Origin of the sequence: Chthonobacter albigriseus, assembly GCF_013839445.1 — a bacterium.
GTDB lineage: Bacteria > Pseudomonadota > Alphaproteobacteria > Rhizobiales > Pleomorphomonadaceae > Chthonobacter > Chthonobacter albigriseus.
In genome coordinates this window covers 1-16,720 of record NZ_JACDIT010000001.1, presented here as the reverse complement: position 1 = coordinate 16,720, position 16,720 = coordinate 1, and the positions used below count along the sequence as shown (strand labels likewise).

Here is a 16,720-nt window from a genome sequence, read left to right as displayed (position 1 = left end):
TGCGGCGGTGCAGTGATTCCGAAGTTTCCCGATCATGTCCACAGGAACGCCAAAAGAGCGTGAATCCGCAGCCGTCCCCGTGCAAGCGCAGGCTGGAGCCTGTCCGGACCGCACAGCACGGTCGTGCGGCGGTTCACCATTTTCCATCCTTGTCGGCGAAATCTGTTGTGCGCTGCGCCAATTCGAGCTTAAATTGAGCACTCGATTGTAATGCTTTTATTTACTGCTTCGCTGACGGTGCAGATCAACTTAACACGGGCTTATCCAGCACTCGCTTACCAGCGAGAAGCGTGATCCCGTGACGTTGATCCGCCGGCGGGTTCGGTCCTGCTGTTTGGCAGGCGTCGTTCGTGATTGAGTAAGGCCGATGTTGCGTAGGTTCCAGCGGTTTCCATCGTCGTCTCCATCGCTCGGTCGCACCGGCGGCGCCGCCCTGCGCGGCGGGCTGAAGGGGAGGGGCTCGTGAGGCGTCTCCTCGGCAATCTCCTGAAGGCCCTCACGGCATCCGCCCCTGCCGTCAACGACGGTCGCGCCCGGCTTGAGTTCGATCTGGCCGACACCATCGTCTACGCCATCGGCGACGTGCACGGCTGCATGGAGCAGCTGCGCAAGCTGGAGGCGATGATCGCCGAAGACGCCAAGGCCTTCGAGGCCCCCAAGCTGATCGTCATGCTGGGCGACTATGTGGACCGCGGCCCGCAGTCCGCCGAGGTGCTCGACCACCTGACCATGCCGCCGCCCGCGGGCTTCAAGCGCATCTGCCTGGCCGGCAACCACGAAGTCGCCATGCTCGGCTTCCTGGAGGATCCGCTCAACAACCTGGATTGGCTGAGTTTCGGCGGCCTGGAGACCATCCGCTCCTACGGCGTCGACGTGCCGGAGGAGATGAACTCCCGCGGCGAGCTCAAGGCGGTGCTCGACGAGTTCTTCGAATGCGTCCCGGCCAGCCACCGCCGGTTCCTCAAGATGACCGCCATGTCGCTGGTGCTCGGCGAGTATCTGTTCGTCCACGCCGGCGTCCGTCCGGGCGTGCCGCTGGCCGACCAGGCCGCGGCCGACATGCTCTGGATCCGCAACGATTTCCTGCGGGCGCCGGTCGACATCGGCTACACCGTCGTGCACGGCCACACGCCCGTGGACGAGCCGGAGATCGCCCCGTCTCGCATCAGCGTCGACACCGGCGTATATCATTCGCGCCGCCTGTCGGCGGTTCGGCTCAATGCCGGGCCTCCGAAGGTCTTCATGTCGGACCGCGTCCCCCAGGTCGTCCCGCCTCTGGAGGCGGCGCCGGTGGAAGCGGCCCCGGTGGTGCCGATCGGCAAGGCGCCGCGCCGCCGCGCCTCGCGCCGGACCGGATGAGTTTCGTGCGCCTGTCGATGCCGGCAGGCTTTCCCAACAACGGGACGCCCTCGCTCGGCCGCGGCCGACAGGACCGACGCACCACCTCCCGCGTCAAGTCCCCCAGGAGATGACGACATGGCTGGTTTCGATCTGAAGGGTAAGCGCATCTGGGTCGCCGGCGACCGCGGCATGGTCGGTTCGGCCGTCGTCCGACGGTTGGCGACCGAGTCCTGCGAGATCGTCACGGCCGTCCGCGGCCGCGTGGATCTGCGCCGCCAGGACAGCGTGGAGCGCTTCATCGCCGACGAGAAGCCCGACGCGATCGTCGTCGCGGCCGCCAAGGTCGGCGGCATCCTCGCCAACGACACCCGTCCGGCCGAGTTCCTCTACGACAACCTGATGATCGAGGCGAACATCATCCACGCCGCGCACCAGAACGACGTGAACCGCCTCGTCTTCCTCGGCTCGTCCTGCATCTATCCGAAGTTTGCGCCGCAGCCGATGACCGAGGACGCGCTGCTCACTGGCCCGCTGGAATCCACCAACGAGTGGTACGCCATCGCCAAGATCGCCGGCATCAAGCTCTGCCAGGCCTATCGCAAGCAGTACGGCCGCGACTACGTCAGCGCGATGCCGACCAACCTCTACGGCCCGAACGACAACTTCGACCTCCAGTCCTCTCACGTGCTGCCGGCGCTGATGGTCAAGATCCACGACGCCCATGCCTCGGGCGCGCCCACGGTTCCCGTCTGGGGCACCGGCACCCCGCGCCGCGAGTTCCTGCACGTCGACGACTGCGCCGACGGCATCGTCTTCATCATGAAGTCCTACTCCGGCGCCGAGCACCTCAACCTTGGCACCGGCGTCGACGTCAGCATCCGCGAGCTTGCCGAAAGCATCGCCCGCACCGTGGGTTACCGCGGCGAGTTCGTGTTCGACACCAGCAAGCCCGACGGCACGCCGCGCAAGCTGATGAACGTCGACCGTATGAAGGCGCTCGGCTGGCAGGCGCGCATCCCGCTCGACGACGGCATCCGCACCACCTACCAGTGGTTCCTGGAGAACCGTCGCGCCCTGCGCGGTGTCGCCTGACATCCGGCCTGAGGCAGCACCCATCGCGGTCCGGCCCGGTCGGGGCGGACCTCCGGTCTCGCTCTCACGGCTTTATTGGCGGAGCCTTGTCGATCCGGTCGAAAACGGTGGCGTGCGCCGCCTTCCTTACGGGGTCGGCGAGCGCCGCCACCGTTTCCCGGATGATGCCGCGCAGGTCAGGCGAACCGTCGCGGTAGGCGATCGCGATCGCCTCGTCGGCGCCGGAAACCACCAACCGGCGCACGTCGTCCTTCAGCGGCGGCAGGAAGTCCTTGGCTCCGCTCGTCACAAAGGCGTCGGCGAAGATCACCCGGCGGAAAATCCCCGCGGGTTCGTTGGGCGTCGTGAACGACGACATCTCCAGCGCCCGCCGCACGCCGTCGCCCTTGTCCCCGCCGAGGTGCCGCGCCATCGCCAGCAGCAGCCACGCCGTGCCTTCGAACGGCGCGCAGCCGATCGAACGACGCGCCACCGTTTCGGCGGCTGTCACCGAAGCGGGGGTGGGCGTACGGCCGGCCACCAAGTCGGCGAGCAGGAAATCCACGCGGATGCTGTCGCTGGTAGCGAGCACATCCGGACGGCACGACCAGGCGGCGCCGTCGGCTGCCTCGGCCAGCCCGAGTGCCTCGGGCGGAACGGGCTTCACTGCCGAGGCGATATCCGTCCGCGCGGCGCCGGCGCTCGCACCGCCCGACGACTCCACGTAGGCCATCCCTCCCGCCCAGACGAGCGCGAGCAGCGCCAGCGACTGCAGCCCGTGCCGAGACACAGTCTCCGATCTGATCAGCGGCTGGCGTCCGAGCATGTCGCTCGTTTTCTGCGAAATTCGCGGCATTCCATTCCCTTTGCCCCAATCTAAGCGCCAACCAAGGACCGCGGCAACCACGTTGACCGGCTGACGATGCCGATCATTTCCTCTGCCGTGTGCACATTCGCGCCAGTCTCGGTTCTGGTCCTGGTTGACGGGACGTGGCAACCTTGGTTCAGCGTCGACCCCCAAACCGGTTCGGATGCCCGATGGCCCTGAAGGACCCGCCAGCCAAGCACGCCGTCCTGCTCTCGCTCTTCAGCGGGATCGTGACCCTTGCGACCTTCACCGCCGACTGGGGGGCCGGCTACGCGGCGCCGGTCGCCTGCGCGCTCCTCGGCCTCATGGTGTTCGTCTCGCTGCCGTCGTCCGACCTCAAGCCGATGGCGCGGCTGTCCGGACGCGTGGTGCTAGCCGTATCCGTGGTCTCCGTCCTCGCCGTTTTGCAGACCGTCCGGCTTCCCCTCGGCCTCGCCGACCCGATCTGGACCGAAGCAGGCAACGCGCTCGACGGAGTTTCCGGCGCCCTCGGCGTCCACCGCGGCAGCCCGCTGGTCGCGCTCGGCGCAATCGTCGCCGCCGCGCTGTCATTCCTTCTCGCCATGAACCTGACGCGCGACGAGAACAGCTTCTTCATGCTCTGGCTCGGCCTCGTCATGCTCGCCGGCGTCATCCTCGTCGGCCTGACGCTGGCCGCGCTTATCGGCGGCTGGTGGGGCGGCCCCGGCCTGCGGCTCGGGCCGGCCGCCATCGGCCCCTTTACGGATCGCGATGCTGCGGCCTGCTACTACGGCGTCCTGGCGCTCGTGGCCTTCGCGCTGCTCCGCTACCGCTATTCGCGCCTGCGCTCCGAAGCCGATGCGATGCGCTACTCCGCCTATGTGAGCGTGAAGCCCGAGACGAAGGCATCGATCTTCCTGCTCGGCGGCTTCTTCGTCATCTTCCTCGCGGCGTTGGCGTGGACGGGTTCGCTCGCCGGCCAGTTCTCCGTCGTCATCGGGCTGCTCGTCGTTTCCACCATCTACGCGGTGAAGCGTGCCAGCACCGCCCAGCGCCTGACCGGCACCTGGACCACGCGCGCGCTCGTGCTCCTGGTGATCGCCATCGCCCTTCTCGGCATGATGATCGCCAACGAGGGCGTCGCCTCCGCCTGCCGCTGGTCGGCGTCCTGGGAGGCGGCCAAGGCCAACCTGTTCCTCGGCAGCGGATTCGGAACCGCGAGGGACATCTTCCAGCTCTATCAGACCAGCGAATGCCTGCAGGAGCCGAACGCGCTGGTCCCGCACGACTTCTATCTCGCCGTCATCGCCTCCGGCGGCCTCGTCAGCCTGGCAGCCGTGGCCTTCGTCATCGCGGTCGCCGGCAGGGTGTTCGTGGCGGGCGTCGGTTCGCGGCAGCGCCTGCGGGTATTCCCCATCGCCTGCCTCGGCATCCTGGCGATGCTCATCGTCCATGCCGCCTTGGGTTTCCCGCTCCAGTATCCCGGTCTGGCGGTGTTCGTCGCGGCGGTCCTTGGAAGCGGCGCGTCCGTCTCGCTCGCCCGCCAGCCCGGCTCCGGCCAGAGGGTCGCGGCGGGGCCTGCCGTCACCGTTGCACCCGGCGCCACCGGCGCCGCGTCCGCGGCGCAGGACTGAACGGAAACCGGCCTCCCATCCTGTGCCGTTCGTTTACCAGCCCGAGAGTTCGCCGTTGCGATCCGCCGTCGAATTGTGGTGTTTGTATCCGAACGGATTTGCATATCGTTAAGCAGCTTTCGTTTGCAGGGGGCTCCCGAAGCCGCTGCTAACGCTATGTGCAGGTCCATGCGGTACCGCTGGAATGCGGTGCCCCGTGAAGCGGTCGGCCATGATCCCGAGACTCCTGTTGTTTCATGGAAACAACACAGGCTTTTCGAGATCCGGACTGGGCCGAAACTTGTGGGTGTCAGATCGAGTTCGGCGAATTTACGCCACATTCGGGATGATCCGTTCATCCCCATATGAAGAACGATGGACGGATCGTTCATATTTATAAGTACGCTCGTGCAAGCAAGGGATTGAGATGCTTAATACGATGAGCAAGCGACCCGAGGTCGTTCGCAGGACTGGCATCCCCCATCAGTCGGTGGAGAGCGCCGGGGTGGAGAACCTGCTGGCCTTCGCCCGCCGCCAGTGGCTGCTCGTCGTCATCTGCACGCTCCTGGGGGCCGCCCTGGGTGTGTTCTATCTCTCCTCCTCACAGCCGCTCTACACCGCCAGCGCCAGCGTCCTGATCGACAGCCGCAACGTGCCGCGTGTCGACACCAGCTACGATCCCCAGACCGGCGGCGGCATCGACAGCTCGGTCGCCGACAGCCAGGTCGAGGTGATGCTGTCGAACAACGTGCTCCTGGCCGTCATCGACAAGCTCGACCTCACGAATCACCCGGTCTACTCCTCCACCGGTCGCAACGCGGCCGCCAGCACGGTCAGCGAGGCCATCGGCTCCGCGCGCGAACTCACCACCTCGCTCTGGAACTCCGTGCGCGGCCTCACCGGCATCGAGGCAACGGACGAGCCGCTGCCCGACGAAGCGGCGACGCCCGCCCCGGAAGCCGCCCGCACCGACCCGGAAGCCCCGCTGGAGCTGATCGATTCCATCGATCCGGAGGACAAGGCCAAGCTCGCGATCATGGAATCGATCCGCCGCGGCCTGCTCGTCTCGCGCATCCGTCTCACCTACGTGATCGAGATCCGCTACACCTCGCCGGATCCCCAGCTTTCGGCCAACCTCGTCAACGCGGTCGCCAACCAGTATCTCACCGACCAGCTGGAGGCGAAGTACGAGGCCACTCGGCGTGCCGGCTCCTGGCTTTCCACCCGCATCGAGGAGCTGAAGCAGCAGTCGCTTTCCGCCGACCTCGCGGTGCAGAAGTACAAGGCCGAGAACGGCCTGATCTCCGCCGACGGCCGCACAATCAACGAGCAGCAGCTCGCCGAGATCAACAGCGAGCTCGTCGTCGCCCGCACCGACACCTCGCGCAACGAGGCCCGCTACAACCGGATCCGCAACATCATCGAGAGCCGCCAGACCGAGGCGGCCGTGTCGGAATCCATTGGCAACGCGGTGATCAGCGACCTCCGCCAGAAGTTCCTCGAGGCTTCGCGCCAGCTGAACGAGCTGGAGCCTCGCCTCGGCTCCGGCCACGTGCGCGTCGTCCAGCTGCGCAACGACATGAAGGAATCGCAGCGCCTGATCTTCGACGAGCTGCGCCGCATCGCCGAGAGCTACAAGAGCGACTACGACATCGCCAAGCAGCGCGAGATCGCGCTTTCCGCCAGCCTGCAGGCGCTCGTCGGCTCCAACGCCGCCGACAACCAGACCCTGGTCACCCTGCGCCAGCTGGAGCGGGAGGCGACCACCTACAAGAACCTCTACGAGCTCTTCCTGCAGCGCTACCAGGAAGCCGTCCAGCAGCAGTCCTTCCCGATCACCGACAGCCGCGTCATCACGCAGGCCGCCCCGCCCACCCAGAAGAGCAGCCCGAACAGCATGTTCGTGATGGCCTTCGCGGTGCTGATCGGCGGCACGATGGGCGTCGCGCTCGGCTTCCTCCGCGAGTTCAACGACCGCGCGTTCCGCAACGGCACCCAGGTCCGCCAGGAGCTCGACCAGGAGTTCTTCGGCGTGCTCACCAAGGTGCCCGTCAAGCGCCTGCGCCCGGCCGAGACCAAGCTCGACGAGAACGGCCGCAACCGCTCGCTCCGCCCGCTGTCGTCGGTCTACCGCCACGCCATCGAGAATCCCATGTCGGGCTTCTCCGAGACGCTGCGCAGCATCAAGCTGACCGCCGACATCTCCTTCCACGATCGCCGCTCCAAGGTGATCGGCATGGTCTCGTGCCTGCCCAAGGAAGGTAAGACCACGGTCAGCAAGAACCTCGCCTCGCTGATCGCCAGCGGCGGCTCCAAGACGCTGCTGATCGACGCCGACCTGCGCAACCCCGGCCTGACCCGCTCGATCGGCGGCGATGCCGAGGAAGGCATCATCGACGTCCTCGTCAACAACCGTCCGGTCAAGGACGTGGTGAAGATCGAGGAGGACACCGGCCTGCATTTCCTGCCGGGCGTCGTCCGCCGCCGCCTCTTCCACACCAGCGACGTGCTGGCTTCCAGCGGCATGCGTGACCTGCTCGCCTGGGCGCGCACCGAATACGACTACGTCATCGTCGACTTGCCGCCGCTCGCCCCCGTCATCGACGTGCGCGCCGTGGCCCACGAGATCGACGGCTTCGTCTTCGTCGTGGCCTGGGGCCTCACCTCCCGGCGTCTGGTCCGCTCGATCCTGCGGGCCGAGGACACGGTCAACGAGAAGTGCCTCGGCGTCGTCCTCAACATGGCCGACCCGCGCCGCCTCGGGAAGTATCAGAACTTCGAGGACACCGAGAACTACGTCGGCAACTACAAGAGCTACTACTACCGCACGTCGCGGTAACGGATCGGACGGCTCCTCCGGGGGCCGTCCTCGACTCTACGCCGCCCGAGGGACGGGCAGCTTTTCAAGGCGTCGGGTCCGGTTATTCGGTCGATCAGTTTCGTGCGCCGATCGCAGCCCGCGGAGTGTTTTGTTCGGGCGGGTGGTCGGCGGATGAGGAGTAGGTACGCATGCCCTTCGCGTCGGATCAGCCGCTCGTGGCCATCGTGACACCGTGCTACAACGGCGCGGAGTTCCTGCAGGAAGTGATCGACAGCGTCCAGGAGCAGACCTACCCGAACCTGGTTCACGTCATCCTCGACAATGCCAGCAAGGACGCTACCCCCGAGATCATAAAGGCCAACCTGGGCCGCCGCGTCCCCATCGTCACCGCGCGCAACCCGGAAGTCCTGTCGCTCCAGGCCAACTGGAGCACGGCCGTCAAGCTCGCGCCGGCCGAGGCCGAGTGGATGCGTCTGCTCTGCCACGACGATCGCCTGCGCCCCGACGCCATCGAGAAGATGGTGGCCGCCGCCGGCAACCGCGCCAACGTCGGCATCGTCACCTCGCAGGTCGAAAGTTCGCTCGGCGGCATCCCGAACCGCGGCCTGCCGGAAGATCGCACGATCTTCTCCGGCGCCGAGATCGGCGCCTCGATGATGACGCTGGGCTGGCTCGTCGTCCGCTCCGACCACGTCATGGTGCGCCGCCGGTTCATCGACGAACGCGATCCGTTCTACGACCTTTCCGTCCTCAGCTGCGATGTCGACGTCGTGTTCCGCATCATCTCCGGTCACGCGCTCGCCTACGTACACGAGCCGGTCGCCTGGGTGCGCGAACACGCGGCGTCGCAGACCAACACGACCGCCAAGAACGACGAGCGCGGTGTGCTGGAGTGGCACGTCTTCTTCGAGCGCTACGGCCGCAACTTCTTCACCGCCGAGAAGTTCGAGGAGGCCCGCGAGACCTACCGGCGCAAGTACCTGTTGCGGCTCTACGCCTGGCGCTATCTGCAGGGCCGCCGGGAACTCTTCGACAAGCACCGCGCCACGCTCGCCGAACTCGGCTGGAAGCCCGGCTGGGTGGACGTCCTCAAGGCAGCGTTCTGGTTCGGCCCGCACAAGGTTCGCCAGTACTTCAACCGCAAGGCCCATCGCGCGATGCTGGAGCGCAGCCGCCAGCGCCGCCAGTCGGGGCTCCGGCTCCAGGCCGACGCATGAATGTCCCCGCCGCAGGGGTCCGGCCGGTCCGGGCTCCGGCGGCGACCCGAGTGATCAACCCGCGGAAGACGCCTCGTCTTTCGCTCCCTGTGTTTGTACCGCGTTCATAGAAGAGCGAGATACCATGAAAGTCGTCATCTTTGCCGGTGGGTTTGGCAGCCGTCTCAGCGAGGAGACCTCGCTTCGTCCGAAGCCGATGGTGGAGGTCGGCGGCAAGCCGATCCTCTGGCACATCATGAAGATCTATTCCCACTACGGCTTCAACGATTTCGTGGTGCTGGGCGGATACAAGGTCGAGTTCATCAAGAACTACTTCCTGAACTATCACGCCATCAACAGCGACTACACCGTCGACCTGAAAACCGGCGAGATCCTGTGGCGCCGCGCCGAAACCGAGGACTGGCGCGTCACCGTGCTGGACACCGGCGTCGAGACCATGACGGCCGGCCGCCTCAAGCGCGCCCGCGAGATCATCGGCAACGAGCGCTTCCTGCTCACCTACGGCGACGGCGTCGCCAACGTCGACATCCCCGCGCTGATCAAGCATCACGAGGCGTCGCAGGCCTGGGCAACGCTCACCGCCGTCAGCCAGCCCGGCCGCTTCGGCGCGCTCGGCCTCACCGAGGACATGTCCAAGGTCCGCGCCTTCCGCGAGAAGGCGGCCGGCGACGGCGGCCTGATCAACGGCGGCTTCTTCGTCTGCGAACCGCAGGTGTTCGACCTGATCGACGGCGACCCGACCGTCTGGGAGCAGGAGCCGATGGACCGCATGGTCGAGCGCGGCAAGCTCGCGTCCTTCTGGCACAAGGGCTATTGGCAATCGATGGATTCGCTGCGCGACAAGATGGTCCTCGAGCAGCTCTGGGAGAAGGGCAACCCGCCCTGGAAGATCTGGTGACAAGGCGCCCGCTCGGGCGCCCATCACCGCAGCATCCCCGATGATACGAGTCCCCGCCCCCGAGCGGGGACTTTTTTGCGCCTCCATCCGGAACCCCGGGCATGAAAAAACCCGGCCGCAAGGGCCGGGTTCTTCTGATGCGGGCGTCCGCTACCGGGACGCTTGCCAGGGCCGTCAGGCCGCAGCGGTGATCGGCGCTTCCGGGTTGGTCCAGCGCAGGGCATCCGACAGGCGGCCCTCGTCGATCCAGCGCTGCAGCGTCCGCAGGCGGATGACGTGCGGGTTGGTGCGGAAGTCCTTGTCGGCCAGGCCGTAGGCGGTGAGGCCGCTGCGCAGGTCGCGCACCGCGTCGGCCAGCATCACGCGCGGCTGGTGCTGCGGGGCGATCTGCCGGTAGAGGCTGAAGTCCACCTTGTACGAGCGCTTGTCGGCCGGCGCGTCGAGGTTGATCGTCACCGTGGTGCCAGGCACTTCCTTGGCGACGGCCTCCGCGAGGTCCTTCACCTGGTAGTTCCAGACGTCGGTGCCGACGTTGACGGCGAGGTAGTCGCCACCCTGCGACTTGTCGCGGGTGATCGCCCACTCGATGGCGCGGGCCATGTCGGCCACGTGGATCAGCGGACGCCAGGGCGTGCCGTCGCTCATCACCTGGATCTGGCCGTTGACCAGCGCGCAGGCGACGAAGTCGTTGAGCACGAGGTCCAGGCGCAGCCGGTCGGAGAACCCGCAGGCGGTGGCGAAGCGCAGCGCCGTGACGACGCTGTTGCCGCGGTCCATCTGGGCCAGCGCCTGCTCGGTGGCAACCTTCGACCGCGCGTAGGCGGTCAGCGGCGCAAGCGAGTCGGTCTCCTTCTTGGCGCCGCCCTCGGCCGCGCCGTAGATCGAGCAGGAGGAGGCGAACACCACCTTCTTGACGCCGCGGGCGACCGCCATCTCGGCGATCCGCACCGCTGCGCGGCAGTTGATGTCGTCGGTCACCGCTTCGAAGCGGTTGCCCATCGGGTCGTTGGAAACGGCCGCCAGCTCCACCACGGCGTCGTAGCCGTCGAGCAGTTCCGGCTTCACGTCGCGCACGTCCATGAACAGCTGCTCGTCGAGCACGCGCTCCGGCAGGCCGACGCTGGTGAGGCAATGAGCGAACAGGCCGCTGTCGAGACCCGTGATGTGCGCATGCGGCATCACCGTGCGCAGATGACGGGCGACGATCGGGCCAACGTAACCCATGTTTCCGGTAATCAAAATCCGCATGACACCCTCGAATGCTAGGCTAACGGGACGACCCTGTCGGCAGACACGCCGTCCGGCCGGAATTACTCAAGACAAGCAACAGTCCATTTCGGCGCAATGAAGGCGAGGATACTGATCGCAATCCGATCTCATCCTTCGTCTTTGTCCACGGGGGACGCGCTGACCGGCCAACTGGTATCATTTCCGCCCGCCAGGATGGAAGCGCCACCTCCAACTTCGCCAGCAAATCCGGCGACATTTTGGAGTCGGCGTTAACGTCGACCGCCGAAAGGGGTTGCCACCCGCTCCCTGTTTGCCGTTTCTTTGGCGAATTGGATGATACGTTTTCGTCGTGATCTGATGACTGGCGCCCGCTGGGGCGCGATTGGGAATTTCTCATGGAACGAGTGGATTGCATCGTCATCGGGGCCGGCGTCGTCGGCCTGGCGGTGGCACGCCGAATGGCGATGGCCGGGGTCGAGGTCGTGGTGCTCGAAGGGGAGGGGGCGATCGGCACCCACACCTCCGCGCGCAACAGCGAGGTGATCCATGCCGGCATCTACTACCCCACCGGCTCGCGCAAGGCCGAGCTCTGCGTCCGCGGCCGCCACCTCCTCTACGGCTACGTCGAGAGCCACGGCATCAAGCACAAGCGCACCGGCAAGCTGATCGTCGCCACCACCGACGAGCAGGTCGGCCAGCTTGAGAAGATCCACCGCACGGCCCTTGCCAACGGCGTCGACGACATCGTCGAGATCCCGGCCGAGACCGCCCGCGCCTGGGAGCCCGAGGTGCGCTGCGCCGCCGCGCTGCACTCCCCCTGCACGGGAATCGTCGACAGCCACGGCCTGATGCTCGCCTATCAGGGCGAGGCGGAGGACCACGGCGCCGCGATCGCCTTCGAGACGCCCTTTCTGCGCGCCGAGGTCATCCCCGGCGGCTTCCGCGTCACCGCAGGCCGCGACGAGCCCGTCACGCTGGAATGCCGCTACCTCGTCAACGCCGCCGGCCTCTGGGCGCCGGACGTCGGCCGCGCGATCGAGGGCTACGATCCCGCGCACGCCCCTACCGCCTACTACGCCCGCGGCGTCTACTTCACGCTCGCCGGCAAGACCCCCTTCGGCCGGCTGGTCTACCCGATCCCCGAGCACGCCGGCCTCGGCGTCCACGTCACGCTCGATCTCGCCGGGCGCGCCCGCTTCGGCCCGGATGTCGAATGGATCGACGGGATCGACTACACCTTCAACGAGTCCCGCGTGGCGAGCTTCTACGAGGCGATCCGCAGCTACTGGCCCGGACTCGCCGACGGACGCCTGATGCCGGGCTACACAGGCATCCGCCCGAAGATCTCCGGTCCCAAGGATCCGGCCGCCGATTTCCTGATCCAGGGGCCGGCGACCCACGGCATCGAGGGCCTCGTCCACCTCTATGGAATCGAGTCGCCGGGCCTCACCTCTTCGCTCGCGATCGCCGACGTGGTCGCCGACGAGATCGGCCTCGCACAGCCTGTCACGGCAGCGCCCGCGCTGCGTGCATCGGCCTGACTGGAGACCTTCAGGAACCTATCGGTCCTGGTGAAACTCCGGAGGGTTTTCCGACCGTGAGTCGGCCGCAAAGCCCGACTGCGGTCCGTTCACGCGCCATTAACTCTAATTGCGTCAAAACCTTGGCTAAATTTTCGGGCTACGCGCCCATTTCTGTTGCATTGATGCAATAGCCGGTCGCCAAAGTGGCTGGGCGGGCCGCTCGGATCGTCTGCCACGCATGGCGCGCGCGGCCCGTTTCCGTATGATGCCTCCCAGTCCAAGGTTCTAGACGGGTGGGGCATGCTGCGCAGCTCAAAGACACTTCGTGTAACCGGCGTTCTGGCCGCTCTTCTGACGGTTGCCGGTTGTTCCGCACTCCCACGGTCCGGTCCGGACGGCGGCGCGGTTGAATCCAGCGCGGTCGCGCGGCTGGGCAACCCCGGCGGCAAGACCGGCATCGACTACGTCCTCGTCGACGTCAACAAGTCGCTGATGAACTACGTCCTGGCCGCGCCGTCTCCGGCGAGCGCCACCTTCGGCATGCGTGGCGGCGGGTCTCCCGAACTGCCGCTCGGCGTGGGCGACGTGGTCTCGGTGGCCGTGTTCGAGGCGGGCGCCGGCGGTCTGTTCATCCCGGCCGACGCGGGCTCGCGCCCCGGCAACTTCATCACTCTTCCCAACCAGCGCATCGACAAGTCGGGCACGCTGACGGTCCCTTACGCGGGCCGCATCCAGGCGACCGGCCGCACCGTCGACGCGGTCCAGCGCGACATCGAGAACGCGCTCGCCAACCGCGCGATCGAGCCGCAGGTGCTGGTCACCGTGCTGCAGAGCCGCTCGGCCGAGGTTTCGGTGCTGGGCGACGTGAACTCTCCGGCCAAGCTGGAGCTGAACCCCAACGGCGAGCGCATCCTCGACGTGATCTCCCGCGCCGGCGGCCTCGCCACCCCGGGGGTGGAGACCTACGTCACGCTGCAGCGCGGCGGCCGCCAGTCAACGGTGCTGTTCGACGACATCGTCGCCAACCCGCGTGAGAACGTCTACGTGGTGCCGGGCGACACGGTCTACATCAACCGCGAGCGTCGGACCTACCTGGCCTTCGGCGCGACGGGCCTGTCCGGCCGCTTCGACTTCGCCGAGGCGAACCTGACGCTGGGCGACGCGCTGGGCAAGGCCGGCGGCCTGCTCGACGAGCGCGCCGATCCGACCTACGTGCTGGTCTACCGCCAGGTCTCCAAGGCGGAACTGGCCAAGGTCGGCGCCGACGTCACGCGCTTCACCGAGGACACGGTTCCGGTGGTGTTCCGCGCCAACTTGCGCGATCCCTCGGCCTTCTTCGCCGTGCAGCAGTTCCCGATGCAGGACAAGGACATCCTGTTCGTCTCCAACGCCAAGTCGGTGGAGATCACCAAGTTCCTCAGCGTCGTCAACACGATCACCTCCGGCACCGCCGGCCCGATCGCCGACGTCGCCAACGCCAAGTCGGCGATCCGCTCGATCGGCGACTGAGGTCTGGACCTATCGGATCAGACGGGGGCCGCGGTATTCCGCGGCCCTTTTCTTTTGCCGCTGTCGATCGAGTTGCCAAAGGCAAGCGGAGGCGGCCACACGGCCGGCAGGGCCGAGCGGATTCGCGGGCCCGCAGAGCATCCCCCGCGTCCCGTCATGCCCATCACGTCGGAAAAATGGCGCGGCGCGCCGGGCCGTCAGCGCGGCAGCAGCGCCCGCCGTTGCTGTCCGGTCAGCCGCAGCGGCGTCCGGTCCGAGCCGGAGATCACGGCCAGGCGTCCGTTCGCCCAGCGCACCACGGTGAGCGCGCCGCCGAGCGCCAGTGTGTCGATGCCCACCCGAAGCCGCCCCACGCTCGGGAACTCGTGGGGCGTATGCCCGTGCACCACCATCACCGGCAGGCCGGGGCCGACCGTCAGGAATGGCTCGCGGATCCACATCAGGTCCGAATCCGACTGCTGTTCCAGCGGGATGCCGGGCTGCATGCCCGCGTGCACGAAGGCGACGCCCGGGCCCTCGATCATCACCGGCAGCATCTCCAGGAACAGGCGATGGCGTTCCGGAATGCCGGCCATCAGCGCTTCCGCCACCTTCGCCTGGTTTCCCGCCTTGAAGAGGGTCGACCGGTTCAACCCGTAGGACTGCAGCGTCTGCTCCCCGCCCATCAGCAGCCAGGGATGCTGCGGCGAAGGCGCCTTGAGGAACGACAGCATCGCTTCCTCGTGGTTGCCGCAGAGGCACATTCGCGCGAATCCCTTCGGGGGCTGCGAAAGGACGTGCTCCAGCACATGAGCCGACGCCGGGCCGCGATCGACGAGGTCGCCGAGGTAGAGGATCAGCTTGTCGCCCGGAATGCCCGCGGCATCCTCGTAGATGGCGTGTTCGGCGTCGAGCATGTCGGTATAGGCGCCGTGCACGTCGCCGATCGCATAGATGACGGGGTAGGGCGGTTCCAGAACCAGGCGGTCGCGCGCCGTCGCCGGGCGGACCAACTGCGGACGCTGGGTCGTGATCAACTGGGACAGCTTCTTCAGCATCAGCGCGTTACCCATCTACTCCAATGCATGCGCCTCCTGAGCCCCCCGTCAGCGCGCGGTTGGATCGCCCGGTCGCCCGTAAAGCGGCGAACAGGCGTCGTCCGTCAGCGTCTCTTGTAGACGTCGTCGAGCCGATCCACGTCGTCCTCGCCGAGATAGGCCCCGGTCTGAACCTCGATCAGCTCGAGCGGTATCTTTCCATGGTTGGCCAGCCGGTGCACCGTCCCGACCGGCACGTAGAGCGACTGGTTCTCGGTCAGCAGGCGTTCCTCCGTCCCGATCGTCACCGTCGCGGTTCCGCGGACCACCACCCAGTGTTCTGACCGGTGAAGATGGCGCTGGAGAGACAGCACCCCCTCCGGATCCACCACGATGCGCTTCACGGCGAAGCGCGGCCCCGAATCGATCCCCTCCACATAGCCCCAGGGCCGGTAGTCGCGGCGGTGCACCGCCACCTGGTCGAGGCCCGTGGCCTTCAACTGGTCGACGAGGCCCTTGACCTCCTGCGCCTTGTCCTTCGGCGCCACCATCACCGCGTCGGCAGTGGCGATCACCACGAGGTCGTCGGCGCCGATCACCGTGGTCAGGATCCCGTCCGAATGGATCAGCGAGTTCCGGCTGCCGCGCACCACGCCGTTGCCGTGGATCGCGTTGCCGTTCTCGTCCTGCTCCGTCACCTGCCAGATCGCGTCCCAGGCGCCCACGTCCGACCAGCGGAAGCGGCCGTAAACGACGGCGATGTCGCGCGTCTTCTCGATCACCGCATAGTCGATCGACGTCTTGCGGGCGGCCGAGAAGGCCGCCTCGTCGAGCCGGTGGAAGCCGAGGTCCTCGTGCGCGCCCACCACGGCCGCCTCGGCCGCCTGCAGGATGTCAGGCGCGAAGGCCGCGAACTCGCGGATCATCACGTCCGAGCGAAACAGGAAATTGCCGGAGTTCCAGAGAAAACCCGACCGCATGTACTCGATGGCCGTTTCCGCGTTCGGCTTCTCCACGAAGGCGTCGACGGCCCTGAGGTCCTCCTCCCCGTCGATCGGCGCACCGGGCCGGATGTAGCCGTAGCTCGTCTTCGGCTCGGTCGGCACCAGGCCGAACACCACGATCTGCCCCGCCTCCGCCGCCTTGGCGCCGAGCCGGATCGCGTCGTGGAAGATGGCGTCGTCCAGGATCACGTGGTCCGCGGCGAGCGCCATCACCAGCGATCCCGGCGCGCGCCGCTCCACGAACACCGCCGCCGCCGCCATCGCCGCCGCGCTGTCGCGCCGGGCCGGCTCCAGCACGATGGTCGCATCGACGCCGATGTCGCTCGCCTGCCGCCGCGTGAAGAAACGGAACGCGTCGCCGGTCACCACCACCGGCTCGGCGAAGAGGCTCGGCTCGCTGACCCGCCGCAGCGTTTGCTGATAGGTCGAGAGGTTGCCCACAAGCGGCTGGAACTGCTTGGGAAAGGCGTCGCGCGACACCGGCCAGAGGCGGGTGCCGGAGCCGCCGGCCAGGATCACGGGAACGATCTTCTTGTCGGTCATGTCTTGCTGCCTGCAGGGGATCGGGGCGCCGCGCGTCCCGCCCTCAGATGGTCTGGTTGTAGTCGCCGACTTCCGGGCTCTTCCGGAGCACGGCGTCGACGGCCT

General features: G+C 67.1%; 12 protein-coding genes. 8 read left to right on the top strand and 4 right to left on the bottom strand.

The window, feature by feature from the left end:
- Positions 1–462: 462 nt before the first annotated feature.
- Together HZ321_RS00060 and fcl are read left to right on the top strand one after the other, a co-directional pair.
- Positions 463–1,359 carry a metallophosphoesterase family protein gene (locus HZ321_RS00060; protein ID WP_342343787.1) on the top strand — a complete coding sequence of 299 codons (897 nt, stop codon included), beginning with the start codon at positions 463–465 and terminating at the stop codon, positions 1,357–1,359.
- A gap of 117 nt (positions 1,360–1,476) precedes the next feature.
- Positions 1,477–2,433: a GDP-L-fucose synthase gene (fcl, locus tag HZ321_RS00055; RefSeq protein ID WP_280514435.1), complete on the top strand. Its 957-nt coding sequence runs from the start codon at positions 1,477–1,479 to the stop codon at positions 2,431–2,433.
- Between the two features lie 64 nt (positions 2,434–2,497).
- Here the strand turns inward: fcl and HZ321_RS00050 are convergent, their stop codons facing one another.
- Positions 2,498–3,238, bottom strand: coding sequence for a hypothetical protein (locus tag HZ321_RS00050; RefSeq protein ID WP_181698980.1), 741 nt, complete (start codon positions 3,236–3,238; stop codon positions 2,498–2,500).
- Positions 3,239–3,450: 212 nt separating this feature from the next.
- Here HZ321_RS00050 and HZ321_RS00045 point away from each other — a divergent pair, with 212 nt between their 5' ends.
- The 4 genes from HZ321_RS00045 (at position 3,451) to rfbF (ending at position 9,790) form a co-directional block, all read left to right on the top strand.
- Positions 3,451–4,875, top strand: a complete 1,425-nt coding sequence (locus HZ321_RS00045) for an O-antigen ligase family protein (protein ID WP_181698979.1) — start codon at positions 3,451–3,453, stop codon at positions 4,873–4,875.
- A 418-nt stretch (positions 4,876–5,293) separates the two neighbouring features.
- Positions 5,294–7,693 carry a GNVR domain-containing protein gene (locus HZ321_RS00040; protein WP_181698978.1) on the top strand — a complete coding sequence of 800 codons (2,400 nt, stop codon included), beginning with the start codon at positions 5,294–5,296 and terminating at the stop codon, positions 7,691–7,693.
- Positions 7,694–7,863: 170 nt separating this feature from the next.
- The gene (locus HZ321_RS00035) at positions 7,864–8,892 is read left to right on the top strand and encodes a glycosyltransferase family 2 protein (RefSeq protein ID WP_181698977.1); all 1,029 of its coding nucleotides are present in this window, start codon (positions 7,864–7,866) and stop codon (positions 8,890–8,892) included.
- A gap of 124 nt (positions 8,893–9,016) precedes the next feature.
- Positions 9,017–9,790, top strand: a complete 774-nt coding sequence (gene rfbF / locus HZ321_RS00030) for a glucose-1-phosphate cytidylyltransferase (protein ID WP_181698976.1) — start codon at positions 9,017–9,019, stop codon at positions 9,788–9,790.
- Positions 9,791–9,964: 174 nt separating this feature from the next.
- On the opposite strand, the gene HZ321_RS00025 is transcribed toward rfbF, so the two are convergent.
- Positions 9,965–11,038: an NAD-dependent epimerase/dehydratase family protein gene (locus tag HZ321_RS00025; protein WP_181698975.1), complete on the bottom strand. Its 1,074-nt coding sequence runs from the start codon at positions 11,036–11,038 to the stop codon at positions 9,965–9,967.
- Between the two features lie 377 nt (positions 11,039–11,415).
- On the opposite strand from HZ321_RS00025, the gene HZ321_RS00020 reads away from it, so the two are divergent.
- Positions 11,416–12,561 carry an NAD(P)/FAD-dependent oxidoreductase gene (locus HZ321_RS00020; protein ID WP_181698974.1) on the top strand — a complete coding sequence of 382 codons (1,146 nt, stop codon included), beginning with the start codon at positions 11,416–11,418 and terminating at the stop codon, positions 12,559–12,561.
- Between the two features lie 282 nt (positions 12,562–12,843).
- A complete protein-coding gene (locus HZ321_RS00015; protein WP_181698972.1) occupies positions 12,844–14,052 on the top strand; it encodes a polysaccharide biosynthesis/export family protein in 1,209 nt (402 codons plus the stop codon).
- Positions 14,053–14,249: 197 nt separating this feature from the next.
- On the opposite strand, the gene HZ321_RS00010 is transcribed toward HZ321_RS00015, so the two are convergent.
- Both HZ321_RS00010 and HZ321_RS00005 read right to left on the bottom strand, forming a co-directional pair.
- Complete coding sequence (locus HZ321_RS00010) at positions 14,250–15,104, bottom strand: metallophosphoesterase (protein WP_181698970.1); 855 nt, start codon at positions 15,102–15,104, stop codon at positions 14,250–14,252.
- An 89-nt stretch (positions 15,105–15,193) separates the two neighbouring features.
- Positions 15,194–16,615 carry a mannose-1-phosphate guanylyltransferase/mannose-6-phosphate isomerase gene (locus HZ321_RS00005; RefSeq protein ID WP_181698968.1) on the bottom strand — a complete coding sequence of 474 codons (1,422 nt, stop codon included), beginning with the start codon at positions 16,613–16,615 and terminating at the stop codon, positions 15,194–15,196.
- Positions 16,616–16,720 lie beyond the last annotated feature (105 nt).